This is a genomic window from Bacillus sp. FSL R5-0560, assembly GCF_037966305.1.
Lineage (GTDB): Bacteria > Bacillota > Bacilli > Bacillales > Bacillaceae > Bacillus > Bacillus mojavensis.
Genome location: NZ_CP150195.1, coordinates 3,293,736 through 3,309,159 on the forward strand (window position 1 = coordinate 3,293,736; position 15,424 = coordinate 3,309,159).

The 15,424-nt window shown below is 44.8% G+C and carries 15 protein-coding genes; 4 read left to right on the top strand and 11 right to left on the bottom strand.

What is annotated here, in order from left to right; translation table 11 throughout:
- Positions 1-123 precede the first annotated feature (123 nt).
- Positions 124-1,374 carry an alanine--glyoxylate aminotransferase family protein gene (locus tag NST56_RS17365; protein ID WP_339178033.1) on the bottom strand — a complete coding sequence of 417 codons (1,251 nt, stop codon included), beginning with the start codon at positions 1,372-1,374 and terminating at the stop codon, positions 124-126.
- Positions 1,375-1,390: 16 nt separating this feature from the next.
- On the bottom strand, positions 1,391-2,629 hold the full coding sequence (allC, locus tag NST56_RS17370) for an allantoate deiminase (RefSeq protein WP_339178035.1): 1,239 nt from the start codon (positions 2,627-2,629) through the stop codon (positions 1,391-1,393).
- 452 nt (positions 2,630-3,081) lie between these two features.
- Between allC and NST56_RS17375 the strand changes: the two genes are divergently transcribed.
- Positions 3,082-3,948, top strand: coding sequence for an endonuclease (locus NST56_RS17375; RefSeq protein ID WP_339178038.1), 867 nt, complete (start codon positions 3,082-3,084; stop codon positions 3,946-3,948).
- 32 nt (positions 3,949-3,980) lie between these two features.
- Here the strand turns inward: NST56_RS17375 and ugpC are convergent, their stop codons facing one another.
- On the bottom strand, positions 3,981-5,084 hold the full coding sequence (gene ugpC, locus NST56_RS17380; RefSeq protein ID WP_339178041.1) for a sn-glycerol-3-phosphate ABC transporter ATP-binding protein UgpC: 1,104 nt from the start codon (positions 5,082-5,084) through the stop codon (positions 3,981-3,983).
- Between the two features lie 181 nt (positions 5,085-5,265).
- Here ugpC and frlR point away from each other — a divergent pair, with 181 nt between their 5' ends.
- Positions 5,266-5,994 (top strand): transcriptional regulator FrlR, encoded by a 729-nt coding sequence (gene frlR / locus NST56_RS17385; RefSeq protein WP_010331771.1) that lies wholly within the window; start codon positions 5,266-5,268, stop codon positions 5,992-5,994.
- Between the two features lie 24 nt (positions 5,995-6,018).
- Here frlR and NST56_RS17390 read toward each other — a convergent pair whose 3' ends face one another.
- From NST56_RS17390 to NST56_RS17420, 7 genes are all read right to left on the bottom strand, one after another.
- Positions 6,019-6,873 (bottom strand): fructoselysine 6-kinase, encoded by an 855-nt coding sequence (locus NST56_RS17390; RefSeq protein ID WP_010331772.1) that lies wholly within the window; start codon positions 6,871-6,873, stop codon positions 6,019-6,021.
- A gap of 13 nt (positions 6,874-6,886) precedes the next feature.
- Positions 6,887-7,789, bottom strand: coding sequence for a carbohydrate ABC transporter permease (locus NST56_RS17395; RefSeq protein WP_339178045.1), 903 nt, complete (start codon positions 7,787-7,789; stop codon positions 6,887-6,889).
- 3 nt (positions 7,790-7,792) lie between these two features.
- Positions 7,793-8,671: a sugar ABC transporter permease gene (locus tag NST56_RS17400; protein ID WP_168748687.1), complete on the bottom strand. Its 879-nt coding sequence runs from the start codon at positions 8,669-8,671 to the stop codon at positions 7,793-7,795.
- A 57-nt stretch (positions 8,672-8,728) separates the two neighbouring features.
- Positions 8,729-9,997: an ABC transporter substrate-binding protein gene (locus NST56_RS17405; protein ID WP_339178048.1), complete on the bottom strand. Its 1,269-nt coding sequence runs from the start codon at positions 9,995-9,997 to the stop codon at positions 8,729-8,731.
- An 80-nt stretch (positions 9,998-10,077) separates the two neighbouring features.
- On the bottom strand, positions 10,078-11,064 hold the full coding sequence (frlB, locus tag NST56_RS17410) for a fructosamine deglycase FrlB (protein ID WP_339178051.1): 987 nt from the start codon (positions 11,062-11,064) through the stop codon (positions 10,078-10,080).
- A 214-nt stretch (positions 11,065-11,278) separates the two neighbouring features.
- Positions 11,279-11,653: a nucleotide excision repair endonuclease gene (locus tag NST56_RS17415; protein ID WP_010331777.1), complete on the bottom strand. Its 375-nt coding sequence runs from the start codon at positions 11,651-11,653 to the stop codon at positions 11,279-11,281.
- A gap of 102 nt (positions 11,654-11,755) precedes the next feature.
- Positions 11,756-12,874, bottom strand: coding sequence for an FAD-binding oxidoreductase (locus NST56_RS17420; RefSeq protein WP_326331516.1), 1,119 nt, complete (start codon positions 12,872-12,874; stop codon positions 11,756-11,758).
- Between the two features lie 158 nt (positions 12,875-13,032).
- Between NST56_RS17420 and NST56_RS17425 the strand changes: the two genes are divergently transcribed.
- Both NST56_RS17425 and NST56_RS17430 read left to right on the top strand, forming a co-directional pair.
- Positions 13,033-13,182 (top strand): spore protein, encoded by a 150-nt coding sequence (locus tag NST56_RS17425; protein WP_168748691.1) that lies wholly within the window; start codon positions 13,033-13,035, stop codon positions 13,180-13,182.
- Positions 13,182-13,454 (top strand): hypothetical protein, encoded by a 273-nt coding sequence (locus NST56_RS17430; RefSeq protein ID WP_339178056.1) that lies wholly within the window; start codon positions 13,182-13,184, stop codon positions 13,452-13,454. Before NST56_RS17425 ends, NST56_RS17430 begins: the two co-directional genes overlap by 1 nt.
- A gap of 349 nt (positions 13,455-13,803) precedes the next feature.
- On the opposite strand, the gene NST56_RS17435 is transcribed toward NST56_RS17430, so the two are convergent.
- Entirely contained in the window at positions 13,804-15,420 is a 1,617-nt protein-coding gene (locus NST56_RS17435; protein WP_339178059.1) for a type I restriction-modification system subunit M, read from the bottom strand.
- Positions 15,421-15,424: the final 4 nt, after the last annotated feature.

A 15,424-nucleotide genomic window follows, 5' to 3' on the forward strand; every position in this document is an offset into this window, starting at 1 on the left:
TGACTCATGCCCCGTAAGAAAATGCAACACAGAGAAAACGGATTTGTAAAAAGAGTCAAACAGAGAAAATCAGATTGGAGAAAGAGCGAAAAAAAAGCGTGCGGAATTCCGCACGCTTTTTCTTTAAATCGCCGTCTGGCTTTTAGCATCTTCATATACATCAAGCGCGGCCTGAAGTGCTTTTCCCGCTTCAATCACAGCGCCGTGTCTGAGAAGCACAGCTTCTAATCCGGCAAGCACAAACAGTACGTTTTCCCGTCTGCAGCTGTAGCCCATCGTACCAATTCTCCAAATCTTCCCGGCTAAAGGGCCGAATGAGCTGGCGATTTCGATTCCGAACTGTGCCAAAAGCATATGGCGGACTGACTCTCCATCTACGCCGTCCGGGATTTGCACACAGGTGACAACAGGCATTTTGCAGCTCTCATCCCCAAACAGCTTCAGCCCCATCGCCTTAATCCCGGCTATTAACGCGGCCTCATGGTGCTGATGCCGCTCGAAACGTGCTTTAAGGCCTTCATCAAGCACCAGTCTTACGCCCTCACGCAAGGCATAAAGCATCGTTGTCGCTTCTGTATGATGATTGAGCCGCCGTTCGCTCCAATAATCCTCGAGCTGGCTCAAATCAAAATAATTGCTTGTGATCGGGCGATTTCCGGAAAGCTTCGCCTTGTCTGCCTGGGTCGCAATTCCGCGTTCCACCTTTTTGCGCGCCGCAATGATATCTGCCACACGTTCATTATATGTAATCGGTGCCATGCCAGACGGAACAGACAAACACTTTTGCGTACCGCCGATAGCTGCGTCAATGTTCCATTCATCCACTTTCACCTCGCAGCCCCCAATTGTCGCTACCGCATCGACAATAAACAGTACATCCCGAGCACGGCACGCTTCTCCAATCGCTTTCAGCGGATGGATTCGGCCAGTTGATGTTTCCCCGTGCACCATCGCCACAATTTTCGGCTTCACCTTTTTCATTTCCCGTATAATTTCGTCAGGGTCAAAAACCGTTCCCCACTCACACTCAATCGTATGTACATTCGCCCCGTACCGCTCAGCGATTTCAGTCAGCAAAAAGCCGAAGCGGCCGTATATCGGAATTAGCACGTCATCTCCCGGTTCAATGACACTCGCTAACACCGCTTCGATTCCCGCCCGTGATGTGCCATCAATCGGATACGCCCAGCGGTTTTTCGTTTGAAACAATTCTCGGAGCATTTCCATCGTTTCATTCATGATATCGGTAAACGCCGGGTCAAATTGGCCGACAACCGGCGTGCTCATCACTCTTAATACACGCGGATCGACCTCTACAGGCCCCGGTGTCATAATCGTTCTTAACGGTGTACATAATTCTTTTCTGCCTGACACAGCCATTCCTCCTTCATCAGTAAGCCAGTTTATATAATAAATGAGTCAATGTGCGGACGCCGATCTCAAGCTGACGTGCAGAAGTAAATTCCTCCGGGGAATGGCTGATGCCGCCTCTGCTCGGCACAAACAGCATACAAGCAGGACAGCTCCTTCCGATCATTTGCGCATCATGCCCTGCCCCGCTCACCATTTCTTCACAGCTGATACCGTTTTCTGCCGCTGTCTCAAGAGCCTTGGCAGAAAGCGTTTCGTCCATCGGCACAGGCTCTATTCGCATATATTCATCAATCATGGCGTGAATCCCTTTTTCGTCACAAATACCGTTGATAACAGCTGTCATTTCTTCATGAAAATGCTCCAGCACACGCTGATGCTGATGTCGAATATCGATTGAAAACTGCACCCGTCCAGGTATGACATTAGCCATATTAGGCTCCACCGTCATTTTTCCGCATGTCAGGCGAAGCTCATCCGGCTGTTCTTCAGCACGAAGCAGCAGTTCATGAATCATTCGGGTGCTGGCTGCGAGCGGGTCCTTGCGCCATTTCATGGAGGTGGTCCCTGCGTGGTTGCATTCTCCCTCAAGCGTAATCAAATATCTTCTCTGCCCGACTATACTTGTCACCACACCGAGATCTCGTCCTGACATTTCAAGCGTCTGTCCTTGTTCAATGTGAATTTCTATAAAAGCGTTGATATCTGTCCTGTGCGCTGACGGATACACGCCTCTGCCAAAACCGTTGTTATGCATCGCCTCTTGTAATGAAACACCTGATCCGTCCCTCGGTACTTCCGCATGCTTCAATGACAAAGCACCCATCATATTCCCTGATCCCCAGTATGTCATCGGAAAACGGCTGCCCTCTTCCTCACATAAAGACACAGCCTCAAGCGTTTTTTTCGGCGCTCCGTATGTTTCTTTGAGCTGCTTTAAAGCAAGCATTGCCGCAAGCACGCCATATGAGCCGTCATACTTTCCCCCATTGATCACAGTATCGATATGTGAGCCGGCTAAAATCACATCATCCGGAGACTGGGTGCCCTGAAGCCTTCCAAAGACATTGCCGACATCGTCAAACCTGGCGTCAAGCCCAAATGCCGACATCTCCGCTTTCACGGCGAGCTGCGCGTCCATCCACTCTTTGGTGTACAAAAGTCTCGTTACCCCGCCATCAGCAGACACGCCGAATTGGGCAAGCCAATCAATGTAATCAGCAATGCCGCTTTTTACTGAAAGCCTCTGCTTTTCCATGTGCTTCCTCCTCTGGCCGTTATGGTGACTTCATTATAGAGGGAGGAAGACATTAGTTCATCAGCACATAAACCAAAAAAATGTTTGTTTTTTAGTCATAATAACCAGTCTGCCATTCCATTTTAGAAAAAGCAGCCAGTAAGGAAGAGAGTCAATAAGCAGCAATGAATTAAAAAAACAGCAAGAGGAAAAAAAGGGGATGAACTAGCGAGATTCACGGGAAGAAAATATTTCAGTGAAGCAAGCAATGTGCAGACCTCAGCGTTTTTACAAGCGAATGAAGCAGCACTCAATCAAGGAAAAACGCAGACTAAAGATCCTGAAACAATAGAGTTCCGCCTCCTCCAAAGGTACTAATTTACAATTTTAATGAAAAATATACAAAATGACACTTCTAACCTTTCATTCAATTTTAGATAATAGACATGATCTGATCTAAAGGAGGGCAAGTGATGACAACAAAAGCAAGGTTTCTGCCGCTCGTCTGTGTATTACTGATTTCCGGATGGTTTGCGCCCTCTGCTTCAGCAAGCGCGCAAACCGGATTGAACCTGAATGACCGTGCAGCTATTTCTCCCGCAGCCTCCGGAGGCATTCTCTCATTGGTCTCTCCCGTTGCACCATACACCGACACAGACACCTATTATGAAGGTGCTGAAGGAAAAAGCGGAGAGGCGTTAAAAAGCGCGCTGCACCGCATCATCAGCGGACATACGATGCTGTCTTACAGCGAGGTATGGAACGCGCTGAAAGAAACGGATGCAGATCCGGCAAATCCGAATAACGTCATCCTGCTCTATACGAATGAATCGCGTTCGAAAAACCTAAACGGCGGCAATGTCGGGGACTGGAACCGGGAGCATGTCTGGGCGAAATCCCATGGCGATTTTGGTACAAGCATGGGGCCTGGCACCGACATTCACCATTTGCGCCCGGCTGATGTTCAAGTCAACAGCGCCAGAGGAAATATGGATTTTGACAACGGCGGCACTGAATATGCGAAAGCACCCGGAAATTATTATGATGGAGATTCATGGGAGCCCCGCGATGATGTGAAAGGCGATGTCGCCCGCATGCTGTTTTACATGGCTGTCCGTTATGAAGGAGATGACGGCTACCCTGACCTTGAGCTCAATGATAAAACAGGAAACGGCTCTGCTCCTTATCACGGAAAACAATCCGCCTTGCTTGAATGGAATAGGCAGGACCCTGTTGATGCCCGCGAAAGAAAAAGAAATGAAATCATTTATGAAAAATATCAGCACAACCGAAATCCATTTATCGATCACCCTGAATGGGCAGACGACATTTGGCCGTAAGAAAAAGGTGCTCCCCGAAGGGAGCACCTTTTCTAATACACAGCCTGTTCCGTTTCAGCATCGAAAAAGACGGCGTGATCCATTTTCACCGCCAGCTGAATCGAATCGCCCGCGGCGATTCGATTGCTGCCGTCCAGCCTTACCGTAAGCCGCTCGTTCCCAGCGCTGACATGCACAATCAGCTCAGATCCCAAATTTTCATTCACTTCCACTGTCGCTTTCAACACGGAATCAAACAGCTGATCATATCCAGTCATTTGTGCGATGTGCTCCGGCCGTACACCGAGTGTCATCGGTTGTCCGGCATAGCCTTTTTCCTTCAGCCGTTTTGCCTTTTCTTCAGGTATATGAAGCCGGATCGAAGAGTTTGTGAAAAACAGCTCGCCATGCTGCTCTTCAATCATGCCTTTGAAAAAGTTCATTCCGGGAGAGCCAATAAACCCGGCCACAAACAGGTTTGCCGGATAATGATAGATATCATGAGGCTTGGCCACTTGCTGAATTTCACCTTCATTCATGACGACAATCCGATCACCCATCGTCATCGCTTCAGTCTGATCATGGGTGACATAGATAATGGTTGCTTCTAGCCGCTGGTGAAGCTTGCTGATTTCTGTCCGCATCGTCACTCTCAGCTTCGCATCCAGATTAGAAAGCGGCTCGTCCATTAAAAAGACTTTCGGTTCCCGCACGATAGACCTGCCGAGAGCCACCCTTTGCCGCTGGCCGCCGGAAAGTGCCTTCGGTTTTCTCTTCAGCAAATGCTCAATCGCCAAAATGTTTGCAGCTGCATGCACCCGCTCGGCAATTTCTTGTTTTGGCATTCTTCTGAGCTTTAATCCAAACGCCATGTTATCGAAAACTGTCATATGCGGATACAGCGCGTAGTTTTGGAACACCATCGCGATATCACGCTCCTTCGGCGGAAGGTCATTGACCCGTTCCCCATCGATAAAGAGGCTTCCTTCAGAAATGCTTTCCAGCCCAGCCACCATCCGCAGGGTTGTCGATTTGCCGCAGCCTGACGGCCCCACCAGCACCAAAAGCTCTTTATCTTTTACATCTAAATCAAAGTCCTTCACCGTTAATTGTGAATGATATGATTTTTTGACATGTTCAAATGTTAATGAAGCCATCAGAAAACCCCCCTGTCTTTTTTCTCCGTTATTTCGTCACTGGAAACAACTCGGTCTTTCTGTTATTTTTAGAGTAATCAATTCCCATATTTGCTATATTTCTAAAATAAAAAACGCAAATTTGTATTATAACGTCATAATACATTATAATATAAATAATAGCTTAAAAGGAGGCTACCCCTTGTTAAACAACGGAAGTTCAACACCTTTATACATTCAGCTAAAACAAATCATAACAGATGACATTAAAAAGGGCTTGTATTCCCCGGCTGCCAAGCTGCCCACAGAAAACGAGCTTTGCAGCAAGTATAATGTCAGCCGCATTACCGTCAGAAAAGCCATTCTCGATCTGGTCGAAGAAGGCTATCTGATCAGGCAGCAGGGAAAAGGAACGTTCGTTAAAAGCCCTAAATTGAAGAGAGAGCTGATTGCAGTAAACGGCTACTCGGAATTTATGGAATCAACCGGAAAAAAGCCGAAGCACCAGGTTCTGTCCCATGAAATCATTCCAGCATCGAAACCGATTGCCGAAAAGCTTCAAATTAAAACCGAGAGCCCTGTCGTTGAATTAAAACGGATTTTATATAATGATGATCAGCCGCTCACCTTTGAAATCACGCATTATCCGCTGGAGCTGTTTCCTGCCATCAATACGTTTATTGCGGACGGTGTATCTATGCATGATATTTTGAAGCAGCAATACCAAGTCGTTCCCACTCACAATACGAAACTATTAAACGTTGTATATGCCCAGCAGGAGGAAAGCAAATACTTGGATTGCGATATTGGAGATGCACTGTTTGAAATCGATAAAACCGCATTTACCTCAAACGATCAGCCGATCTACTGCTCACTGTTTTTAATGCACACAAACCGTGTCACATTTACAATCAACAGCCCCTACACGTAACAGGCATAAAAAACGAGACACTGCTTATAGTATTCTCGTTTTTTCACTGCTTCCCCCTTCCTCCAGGCGGTAGGGATAGCCGTAGCCGAATGCCCCGTACACTCCGCATGTTTTCGCAGCTGTTTCTGCTCCTTGGCGCAAAGCGTCCGCCATATCCTGCTTCTCACAGAAGGCAGTCAAAAATCCCGCGATAAATGAATCTCCCGCTCCGAGTGTATCAATTATATCAGCTTCCACAATCGGCTGATGATAGATTCGGTCTCCCGCAGACAGGATCGCCCCTTGCCCGCCGCGGGTCATACATACGATTTTTGCTCCGTACTCATGTGCCTTTTCGGCAAGCTGGCCGCACTCCGTCTCACTCAGATCGCTTCCTGAAAAGAACGCGTACGTCACATAAGGACAGACCTTTTTCAAATACTCATCCTCTCGATTTGTGGAAAAATCAAAAGAGACCGGAATCAGACCGCACAGCTGCGGCAAATCGTTCTCAAGCCTGCTGTACACACTGGTATGCAGCAGATCATGCCCGCTGATAAAAGATAAGTCCTTTTCCTGAAACACAAGACGGAGACGCGACTGGATACCCCCCTTATTCGATCGGACAAAGATCCGGTCCCCCTGTTCATCAAGGGTAACGATTGCCATTCCGTTTTCCCCATGCGCCTGGCGAATAAAATCCGCGTTAACCTTCTCCAATTTCAGCACATTCAGCAGATGAGCCGCGGCTTCGTCATTGCCGACGATTCCGATATAAGAAGCCTCATGTCCAAGCCGTTTTGCAAGCACTGCGACATTTAAAGCGTTACCTCCCGGGTAGAATGTTTCTTGATCCTGATAGTAGTCTACAACATTGTCTCCAACAGCAATTAATTTCATTGTGCTTCCTCCTTTATCCTTTTACGCTTCCGCTTGCAATCCCGCGGACAAAATATTTCTGCATAAATAAAAATAGAATAATAATCGGCGCAGCAGAAATCGTTAATCCCGCCAGCAAGACGCCCCAATCCGTCTGCAGTGCATCTCGGAACTGCATCAGCCCCGCCGGAATGGTCCGCAAATTCTCGTCATCTATGAAAATAATCGCAAACATAAACTCATTCCACGTATGGTAAGCCGTCAAAATGCCCGACGTCACTAAAATAGGCACACTCATTGGTAAGAAAATTCTGAAAAATACCCCAAAACTCGTACACCCATCTAAATAAGCCGCCTCTTCCAATTCTTTAGAAATAGAAAGAAAATAAGAGCGGATCAAAATGATGGTAAACGGAATCCGATAAGCCGCATAAGGCAATATCAAAGCCCAATACGTATTGTAAAGCCCCAGCGACTGAATAATGGAATAAAGCGGCACAAGACTGACCTGAGGTGTCAGCATCAAACCGCCAAGACAAAGCACCAAAAAGAACCCTTTTCCTTTAAACTCGAACCTCGAAAGCCCGTACGCTCCCCATGCGCTGATAAAGACAGTGATTACACATGTCAGCGCCGTCACGATCACACTGTTCATAAAATAAGAAGAAATTCCCTGATTCCAGGCGGACACAAAATTCTCCGGATGCCACGAAGACGGCAGCGACCAGCTGTTCTCAAAAATATCATCCGAGCTTTTAAAGGCGCTCATGACCATCCATAAAAGTGGATAAGCAATCGCGATAAGATAGAGAAACAGAAAAACCCACACAGACGTTTCTCCGATATACCATTTTCGCCTCGGCTTTCTCTTCACCTTGATGTGCCGGTCAGGCACAGGCTCTAATCTGAATGAATCTGTCTTCTTTTGAGGCAGCATCTGTTAGTCCTCCTTTCCGGTTTTAAAGAACTTCATTTGCATGAGCGACAAAGCAAGCGTAATGATTAACACAACAGTGGCAATCGCTGAAGCATAGCCCATCATATCCTTTGTAAAGGCGCTTTTATATAAGAACGTGCTTAATACCTCAGAAGCGTTTCCCGGTCCGCCGCCTGTCAAAATGTACGGTTCATTAAATACCGTAAAGGCGCCGGTCAGCGTCATGACCACCGCAACAAAAGACATCTCTTTCGTCTGGGGAATGGTAATGTGAAAAAACTGCTGAATTTTTCCCGCGCCGTCAAGACGCGCCGCTTCATACAGTTCATCCGGTATTTTTTGAATCGACACAATGTACAGCATTGCGATATAACCCACAGACTGCCACTGAGATACAAAAATGACAGAAAGCATAGCCGTGCTGTCATCCCCGAGCCATGCCCTCGTCAGCTGATCAAGACCAACCGCCTGAAGCAGCTGATTCAAAAGCCCCGTCTCAGGGTTGTAAATAAAATCAAACAAAAGCGCGATAACCGTCATCGAGATGACAACCGGCAAAAAGAAAACGGTACGAAAAAAAGGCGACCATTTTCTGACCAGCTTATCCTCAAGCACCGCCGCCAAAATTAAACCGCCAAACACCTGGCATACAATTGAGATCACTGCGTAGAGCACGTTATTCGTGAGGGCTTGATAAAAGACAGGATCACGAAATAATTCAACATAGTTCTTCAATCCGATAAACGTTTTTTCCGGAGAAAAAGAGCTCCATTGAAACAGACTGAGAAAGACATTCTCAAAAATCGGGATATAAACGAAAAGTAAAAAAACAAGAGCCGGCAGCAAAAACAAATAGGGGATTATTCTATTTTGATTGACCAAGGATAACTCATCTCCTTTATAAAAAGAAAAGGTGCGTCGCTTCACCTTTTCTTTGATTTATTCAGCTGATGCCCGCACTTGCTTGGCTGCTTTTTGGACGGCTTTCATGACCTGCTTCGGCGTCATGTCGCCCCCAAGCATTTGCTGGACGCTTGTTAAGTACACATCTGCGATTTCAACATCAACATCCATGTCGAACCACGGAACCATTGATTTGGCATCTACGATATGCTGAACGGCTTCACGCTGTATGGCTGTAGAATTTTCTTCGGTTGCCGTCCCTTGCACCGCACTGTATTTGCCGACGTCTTTGACGAGCTTTTCACCCATTTTTTTCGACGTCAGAAATTGCAAAAATTCCACTGCTTCCTTTGGATGTTTTGTTTTCGAGGAAATCATAAATCCTTCAGGCGCCCCCGTTAACGCTTCTGAAGATCCTTTTTGCCCGCTGATTTCAGGGAATGAGAACATCCCTAGATTCACTGGCTCAACCAGTTTGATTTCAGCAGTTTCCGCATATATCATCGCCGACTTTCCGCTCTTAAATTGCTGTCTCACATATTCATGGTCGACGGAGTTTACATGTTTATTGAAGTAAGGCATCAGTTCCTGCAGCTTTTCAAGTGCTTTCACATAGCCTTCATCGGTAAATTCACCCATTTTGGCGTTATAGTCCTTTTCTCTTGTTTTTTCATCGACCATCCGCTGATTCAGCGTTCCGATATAATGTGAGATTGTCCAAGTCGCTTTTGTTCCGAAACTGATCGGTGTATAGCCATTTTCTTTCAGCTTCTTCGAGACATCGATGAGTTCATCCCAAGTCGCCGGGGGCTCTAGATTGAGCTTTTTAAATATGTCTTTATTATAGAAAAATGATTTAGCGTCCATTTGCCACGGCACGCCATATTGTTTGTTTTCATACGTAAATGGTGTAACTTGCGATTGAACGAGCTGTGATGACCAATCTGTATCATCTTTGTAGTAGGACGAGAGATCAAGTGCTTTCTTTCCTCTGATAAATTTAAAAGCAAACTCGTCACTCCATGAGAAGTAAATATCAGGAGGGCTGCTGGTTCCCAGCATAACTTTAATTTTATCTTTATAGGAGTCATTCAAAACCGCTTCAGTTTGAATGTCGATATCCGGATGCTCTTTTTCAAATTCCTTTACAACCTCTTCAAAATACCTTTTTTCCGGCTCCTTCGGCCATCTGTGGAAAAATTTCAATGTCACCTTTCCATCGGCTGAACTGCCCTGGCTCGAACAGCCCGCAATGGTGAGCATACTGACAGCTGCAATGATCAAAAATAAAAACATTTTCTTCAAAGGGTTGGCCTCCTCTGGACATTAGACTATAATGTTATATAACATTATAGTCTAATGCATAATGGTTCCTCTTTTTCAGATCAATACTCAACTTTCCACATGTATCTTCTATGAGATAAAGGATGATTTCTCGCTTCTGCCAAAGCATCCGCATAGCTTCTCAGCACACGGTTAAGAACGAGCGGAGCAAGATAGCCTTTTACTGAATCGTCAATTGCAGTGAAGTCGTAAGATGCGGCATCGAGCACAGTCAGCTTTTTGCCATATTTTTTCGAGAAGGTAAGCGCCCGCTCTTCAAGAGGCCTTGTTTCATCTAAACCGAGCAGGATGATAAACGGCACGGATTCATCAATAATTTCAAACGGTCCGTGAAAATATTCTCCGGCATGAATGGCGTGGGAATGAATCCATTGCATTTCCATGAGAATGCAGATGCTGTAGGAGTAAGCGACACCGTAGTTTGCACCGCTTGCCATTGTATAAATGATGCTTTCTTTTTCATGTATTTTTGCAAATTGCTGTGCGTTGTCAGCTTCCTGCTTAAGGGCTTCATCATACACAGCCTGCAATTGATCTAAACCTTCAATTGCTTGTTCAAATGTCGTATTGTTTTCTAATACCTGCAAAGCGCCGAAAACGATTTGATATAGAACACCATAGTTCGTATTGATCGCCTGCGCCTCATCACCCCAGTCATACTGGGCGACATATTGCGCTTCCTGTGCTAAAGGAGACTCCGGCTTATACGTCATTGCAATCGTTAGCGCGCCTTTGCTTCTCGCAAATGCAGCGGCTTTTACCGTTTCCGGGGTATTTCCCGAGTGCGAGCACAAAATGACAAGAGACTTTTCACCAAGCTGCACAGGGTTTCGCTGAATAAATTCATTAGAGCTGTAAAGGTCAGAGCTGATTGATTTTGACTCCCTGTCAAACACATATTTACTCGGATACATAATGGCCGAAGACCCTCCGCATGCGACAAAGAATACATGGTCGATGGTTTTTCCTTTCAAATCCTGCAAGAAAGCTAGAACCTCACGATTAACTTTTGCTGTGACCTGACTCAAATCCTTCACTCCTCGTTTTTATTATATAACGTTATATAACATTATATATTGTTATATTAAAGTCCAGAGATAGGAATGTCAATATTATTTTCTGAAATTTCTCATTAATTTACTCGAATAATAGACAAATATCTATCCGCGGAAAAATGCCCAAATGAAAAGCCAGAACTTAATATAAGCTCTGGCCTCGCTGTTCAATCCGCAGACTGACTTCTTATTTAAAAAATACCTTGTCTATATTATACTTCGAGTGCTGTGTATTGATGATATAGGTTTCGTAAATTTCTCTTTCCATTGGATCTTCAACTACACATACTTCAATTTTATAAACTTCGTCCCTGTGATTTTTAATCGGTGAGACAGTGTCTTCAAAATGTTTCTTAATTCTCTGTCTTAACTTTCTGGCTTTACCGACAAATAGCAGTTCGTCATGAATGTTATAAAACATGAAGATGCCGCCTTTATCCCTTGGTATCTGGTGAAAGTCGATGAATCCGTAAATCGCCTTTATTTTCGGCTCGTTATCATTAGCTGACTGCTGTCGTTCAGTGATGGTGACATTCGGTGCGGGTATATCAATTTTTATCAAAATCAGTTCACGTCCTCTTTTTCATTAAAGATAAATGCTAACACAGACAGGAAAGAAAAGCTAGAACAGCTTTACTATATTTGTTTGTCATGCCTTTCATTATTATGCAAGCGCACAGGCAAGATCATAAGGGCTAAGGTCTATTTCTGTCTGCTTTCCGAGAACGAGCTTTGCGAGCTCTGAACCGAGAAACGGTCCCATCGTTAACCCAGATGCGCCTAAACCGTTAGCGGCGTAAAGTCCTTGAACATTCGGCACGGCACCCACCACTGGCAGAAACCCCGGTGTAAACGGTCTGAATCCCACTCTTGTTTCAATGACTGTGCTGTCAGCAAGCCCAGGGGCTGCGGCAAGTGCTTTGCTCAAGACTTCATGCTGTCCCCCTGCTGTCACACGCAGGTCTTTAAGATCGGCCTCATTTTCATGGGTGGCGCCTGCTACAATTCTGCCGTCATCAAAGGACAAAATATACTGGTCATTCGGCGGCATCACCACCGGCCATGATCCAGTATCTGCACCAGGAATTTCAAAATGCATAATTTGCGCCTTCTGAAAGGATACTTGAAAATGAATGCCCAGAGGCTTCATCAACTCATTGGCCCATGCCCCTCCAGTCACGATCACACTATCAGCCTCAAACTGCTGTTTGTCTGTTTGGACACCGGTGACTCTTCCGCTTTCAAAACACAAGGACGCATTTCCTTTTTCAATGACCGCACCATGTTTCTCTGCAGCATTCAAAAGCGACTGGCAAAGCGCCCTCCCGTTCACACGGGCGGCACCGCTGATATGAACCGATTCATAGCCATCAGCTAAAATGGGAAACAGCTTTTTCGTTTCACTCGCGGACAAACGGGTGATGTCACCGATCTCCGGCGCATGCTCGCGCCTCTTATACGCCCGCTCCTCCATCTTATCGAGTTTCTCCGCATCAGTGTGTATGCTGATCGCGCCGACACGCTTGTATCCGGTGTCTGTTTCACCGTCCTCTTCCAGTTGATTGATTAAATCATTATAGTATCGCGCTCCGCCCTTAGCGAGCTGATACCAATCCTGATTGCGGCGCTGCGAAAGCCAAGGGCAGACGATCCCTGCCGCCGCGTCCGTCGCTTGTCCCGGCTCATTCCGGTCAATCACCGTAACCCGGGCTCCTGCTTTTGCGAGATGATAAGCCGTCGATGCACCTAGTATGCCTGCGCCGACGATGATGTAAGACTTCATATGCAAACACCTTTTCTTTTATAATATCTATTCATTTTACCAAATAGAGTGCTTTCCTTCGACCTTTAGCCCCAATGTGGAAAAACCGCGAAGTTCGTCCAATCTCTTCACTCTCCTATCGAATATCCTATCACTATCAATAGAGAAAGGATGATACCATGAGCGAAAATCGTCATGAAAATGAAGAAAACACAGACCGCAATACAGCAGTTGCAAAAGTCCAAAACAGCGGCAATTCAAATGTTGTGGTCAACGTGAATACTGATCAGGACCAGGCACAGGCGCAGTCACAAGACGGGGAAGAGTAATGAACGACAATATTATTCCTATCAACAGACATACTCAAGAGATGCCTGCTACTGAATCCGTGATCAAAAACAGCGGCAACTCAGAGGTCCATATCGACATTCACATTGATACAATGCCGATCGCCTTTGCCATTTTGTGCTCTGCATTAGCCGCTAAGCAGATGTCAAAAGAGGAATTTGACACGGCTTATAATCAATTACGAGAGATGAACAATGGATATCACAACGGCGCATCTGTAAAGCAAGTCATCAATCAGCAGCATGAAGAGTAGAAACCGCGGGTCCTTCAACCTGCGGGTTTTCTTCTGCATACAAAAAGGACGCGACTGAAAAGCAGTCACGTCCTTTTGCATAAAAATTAACCGATTGAACCTTCCATTTCGAACTTAATATAAATTTGCTCGAAATGGGAAGGACTGATTTACACCAAAACCGCTTAAACCTTTGATATATAGCTATTTCTTCCAAATGGTTTAAAATGGATTATAATATCAAATTGGCACGAATTTGGCATGTGTGAAGCCGCATACAATATCAGCTAAGTCCCCCAACTTACGCTGTTCCCAAGTGTTTGTGAAAAGAGTCAAGGTTTAAATCCTCCTTAGCTCTTTTCTAACAATATTATTTACCTAAGAGACTGATAAATTTACTCAGTTCTTCTTTGGCTTCATCTGTTGTCCCTTCCAGCTCATTCAATAGCCCAAACAAATTATCATATGAACTCGCAATTTCCGCTTTAACTTCTGCCAACTCTTGAGCCACTTGTGAAAGTGGAATTACTTCTTCTTCTTCAAACGTGTCGACATAACGTGGAATGTTTAAATTGTAATCATTTTCTTTGATTTCATTCAAAGATGCCACATGAGCATATTTTTCAACGTCTTTTCGGTTACTGTATGTTTCAATAATTTTGTCGATGTTTTCAGGAGAGAGTTTGTTTTGGTTCTTTCCTTTTACAAACTCATTTGAAGCATCGATAAACAAAATATCTTTACTCTTTCGAGCTTCACGACCTTTGAATACCAAGACACAGGTTGGGATGCTTGTGCCATAAAACAAGTTAGCTGGCAATCCAATAACAGTATCTAATAGATTATTATCTATGATATTTTTGCGGATTTTACCTTCAGAAGCACCTCGGAAGAGTACCCCATGCGGCAATACGATAGCCATTGTTCCAGTTTTATCTAAATGATAAAGTCCATGCAGTACAAAAGCATAATCTGCCTTAGATGCAGGTGCTACACCATAACCCTTGAAACGTGTATCTTTTTCTCGATCAACATCTTTTGTATCCCATTTATGAGAGTATGGGGGATTTGATACGACGGCGTCGAACTTCAAAGGAATTTGTGTGCCATCTTTTTCAGCAAATGGCCAGTCAGCATCAAGTGTGTCTGCTCGTTTCAACTCCATATTGCGATAGTTAACCCCATGCATCATCAAGTTCATGCGAGCTAAATTATAAGTCGTCATATTTAACTCTTGGCCGTAAAACTCAACGCTTCCTTCTTCATCACCATTTGGCAATTCTTTTTGGACTGTTAGAAGAAGTGAACCTGATCCCATTGTAGGGTCATAAACACGGAATTGACCGTCAGATCCATCTGCATCATTCGTCACAATCTTTGCTAGGATTTGACTAACTTCATGAGGTGTATAAAATTCCCCGCCTTTTTTACCAGCATTGGCAGCAAATTGCCCAATCAAATATTCATAAACGTCACCTAAAATGTCGTGCCCTGAATCGTCTTTGAAAGTGAACTCGTTAATCATCAACACAATATCATTCAAAGCCTTTGCACGTTCGTTTGTACTTGAACCAAGACGTGTGTCCCCAAGGTTAACATCTGAAAATACGTTAGCAAAGTCCGCTTCTGCGACAGCATTACGTTTGGCATTTGTATTGAATGAGTCAAACATATCTTGGAAGTCACTAGCTTTGATTTTGTGATTTTCGATTTTTGATACGATTTTGTCCCAAGTGTAGGCTGGGTCAATAGCATATCCGATGCCTTTACTAATTTCCTCAAGATAATCTTCTTTTTCAGTATCATCAGTCACTTCGTAGAACTCTTCCAAATCATTAACTTTCAAGTATTCATCTTGATTTTCTGATAAGTAGCGATAGAACATAAATGGCAAAATATAATTCTTGTACTCACTTGCATCCATTGTCCCACGCAGTTTGTTAGCCATTCCCCATAGCTTTGATGTAATATCTGCTGCATTACTCATTTGT

Coding starts and splice junctions, on each gene's coding strand:
- allC (WP_339178035.1), bottom strand. CDS start 2,629: ATGGAAAAGCAGAGGCTTTCAGTAAAAAGCGGCATTGCTGATTACATT.
- NST56_RS17375 (WP_339178038.1), top strand. CDS start 3,082: ATGACAACAAAAGCAAGGTTTCTGCCGCTCGTCTGTGTATTACTGATT.
- ugpC (WP_339178041.1), bottom strand. CDS start 5,084: ATGGCTTCATTAACATTTGAACATGTCAAAAAATCATATCATTCACAA.
- NST56_RS17390 (WP_010331772.1), bottom strand. CDS start 6,873: ATGAAATTAATTGCTGTTGGAGACAATGTTGTAGACTACTATCAGGAT.
- NST56_RS17395 (WP_339178045.1), bottom strand. CDS start 7,789: ATGCTGCCTCAAAAGAAGACAGATTCATTCAGATTAGAGCCTGTGCCT.
- NST56_RS17420 (WP_326331516.1), bottom strand. CDS start 12,874: ATGAAGTCTTACATCATCGTCGGCGCAGGCATACTAGGTGCATCGACG.
- NST56_RS17425 (WP_168748691.1), top strand. CDS start 13,033: ATGAGCGAAAATCGTCATGAAAATGAAGAAAACACAGACCGCAATACA.
- NST56_RS17430 (WP_339178056.1), top strand. CDS start 13,182: ATGAACGACAATATTATTCCTATCAACAGACATACTCAAGAGATGCCT.
- NST56_RS17435 (WP_339178059.1), bottom strand. CDS start 15,420: ATGAGTAATGCAGCAGATATTACATCAAAGCTATGGGGAATGGCTAAC.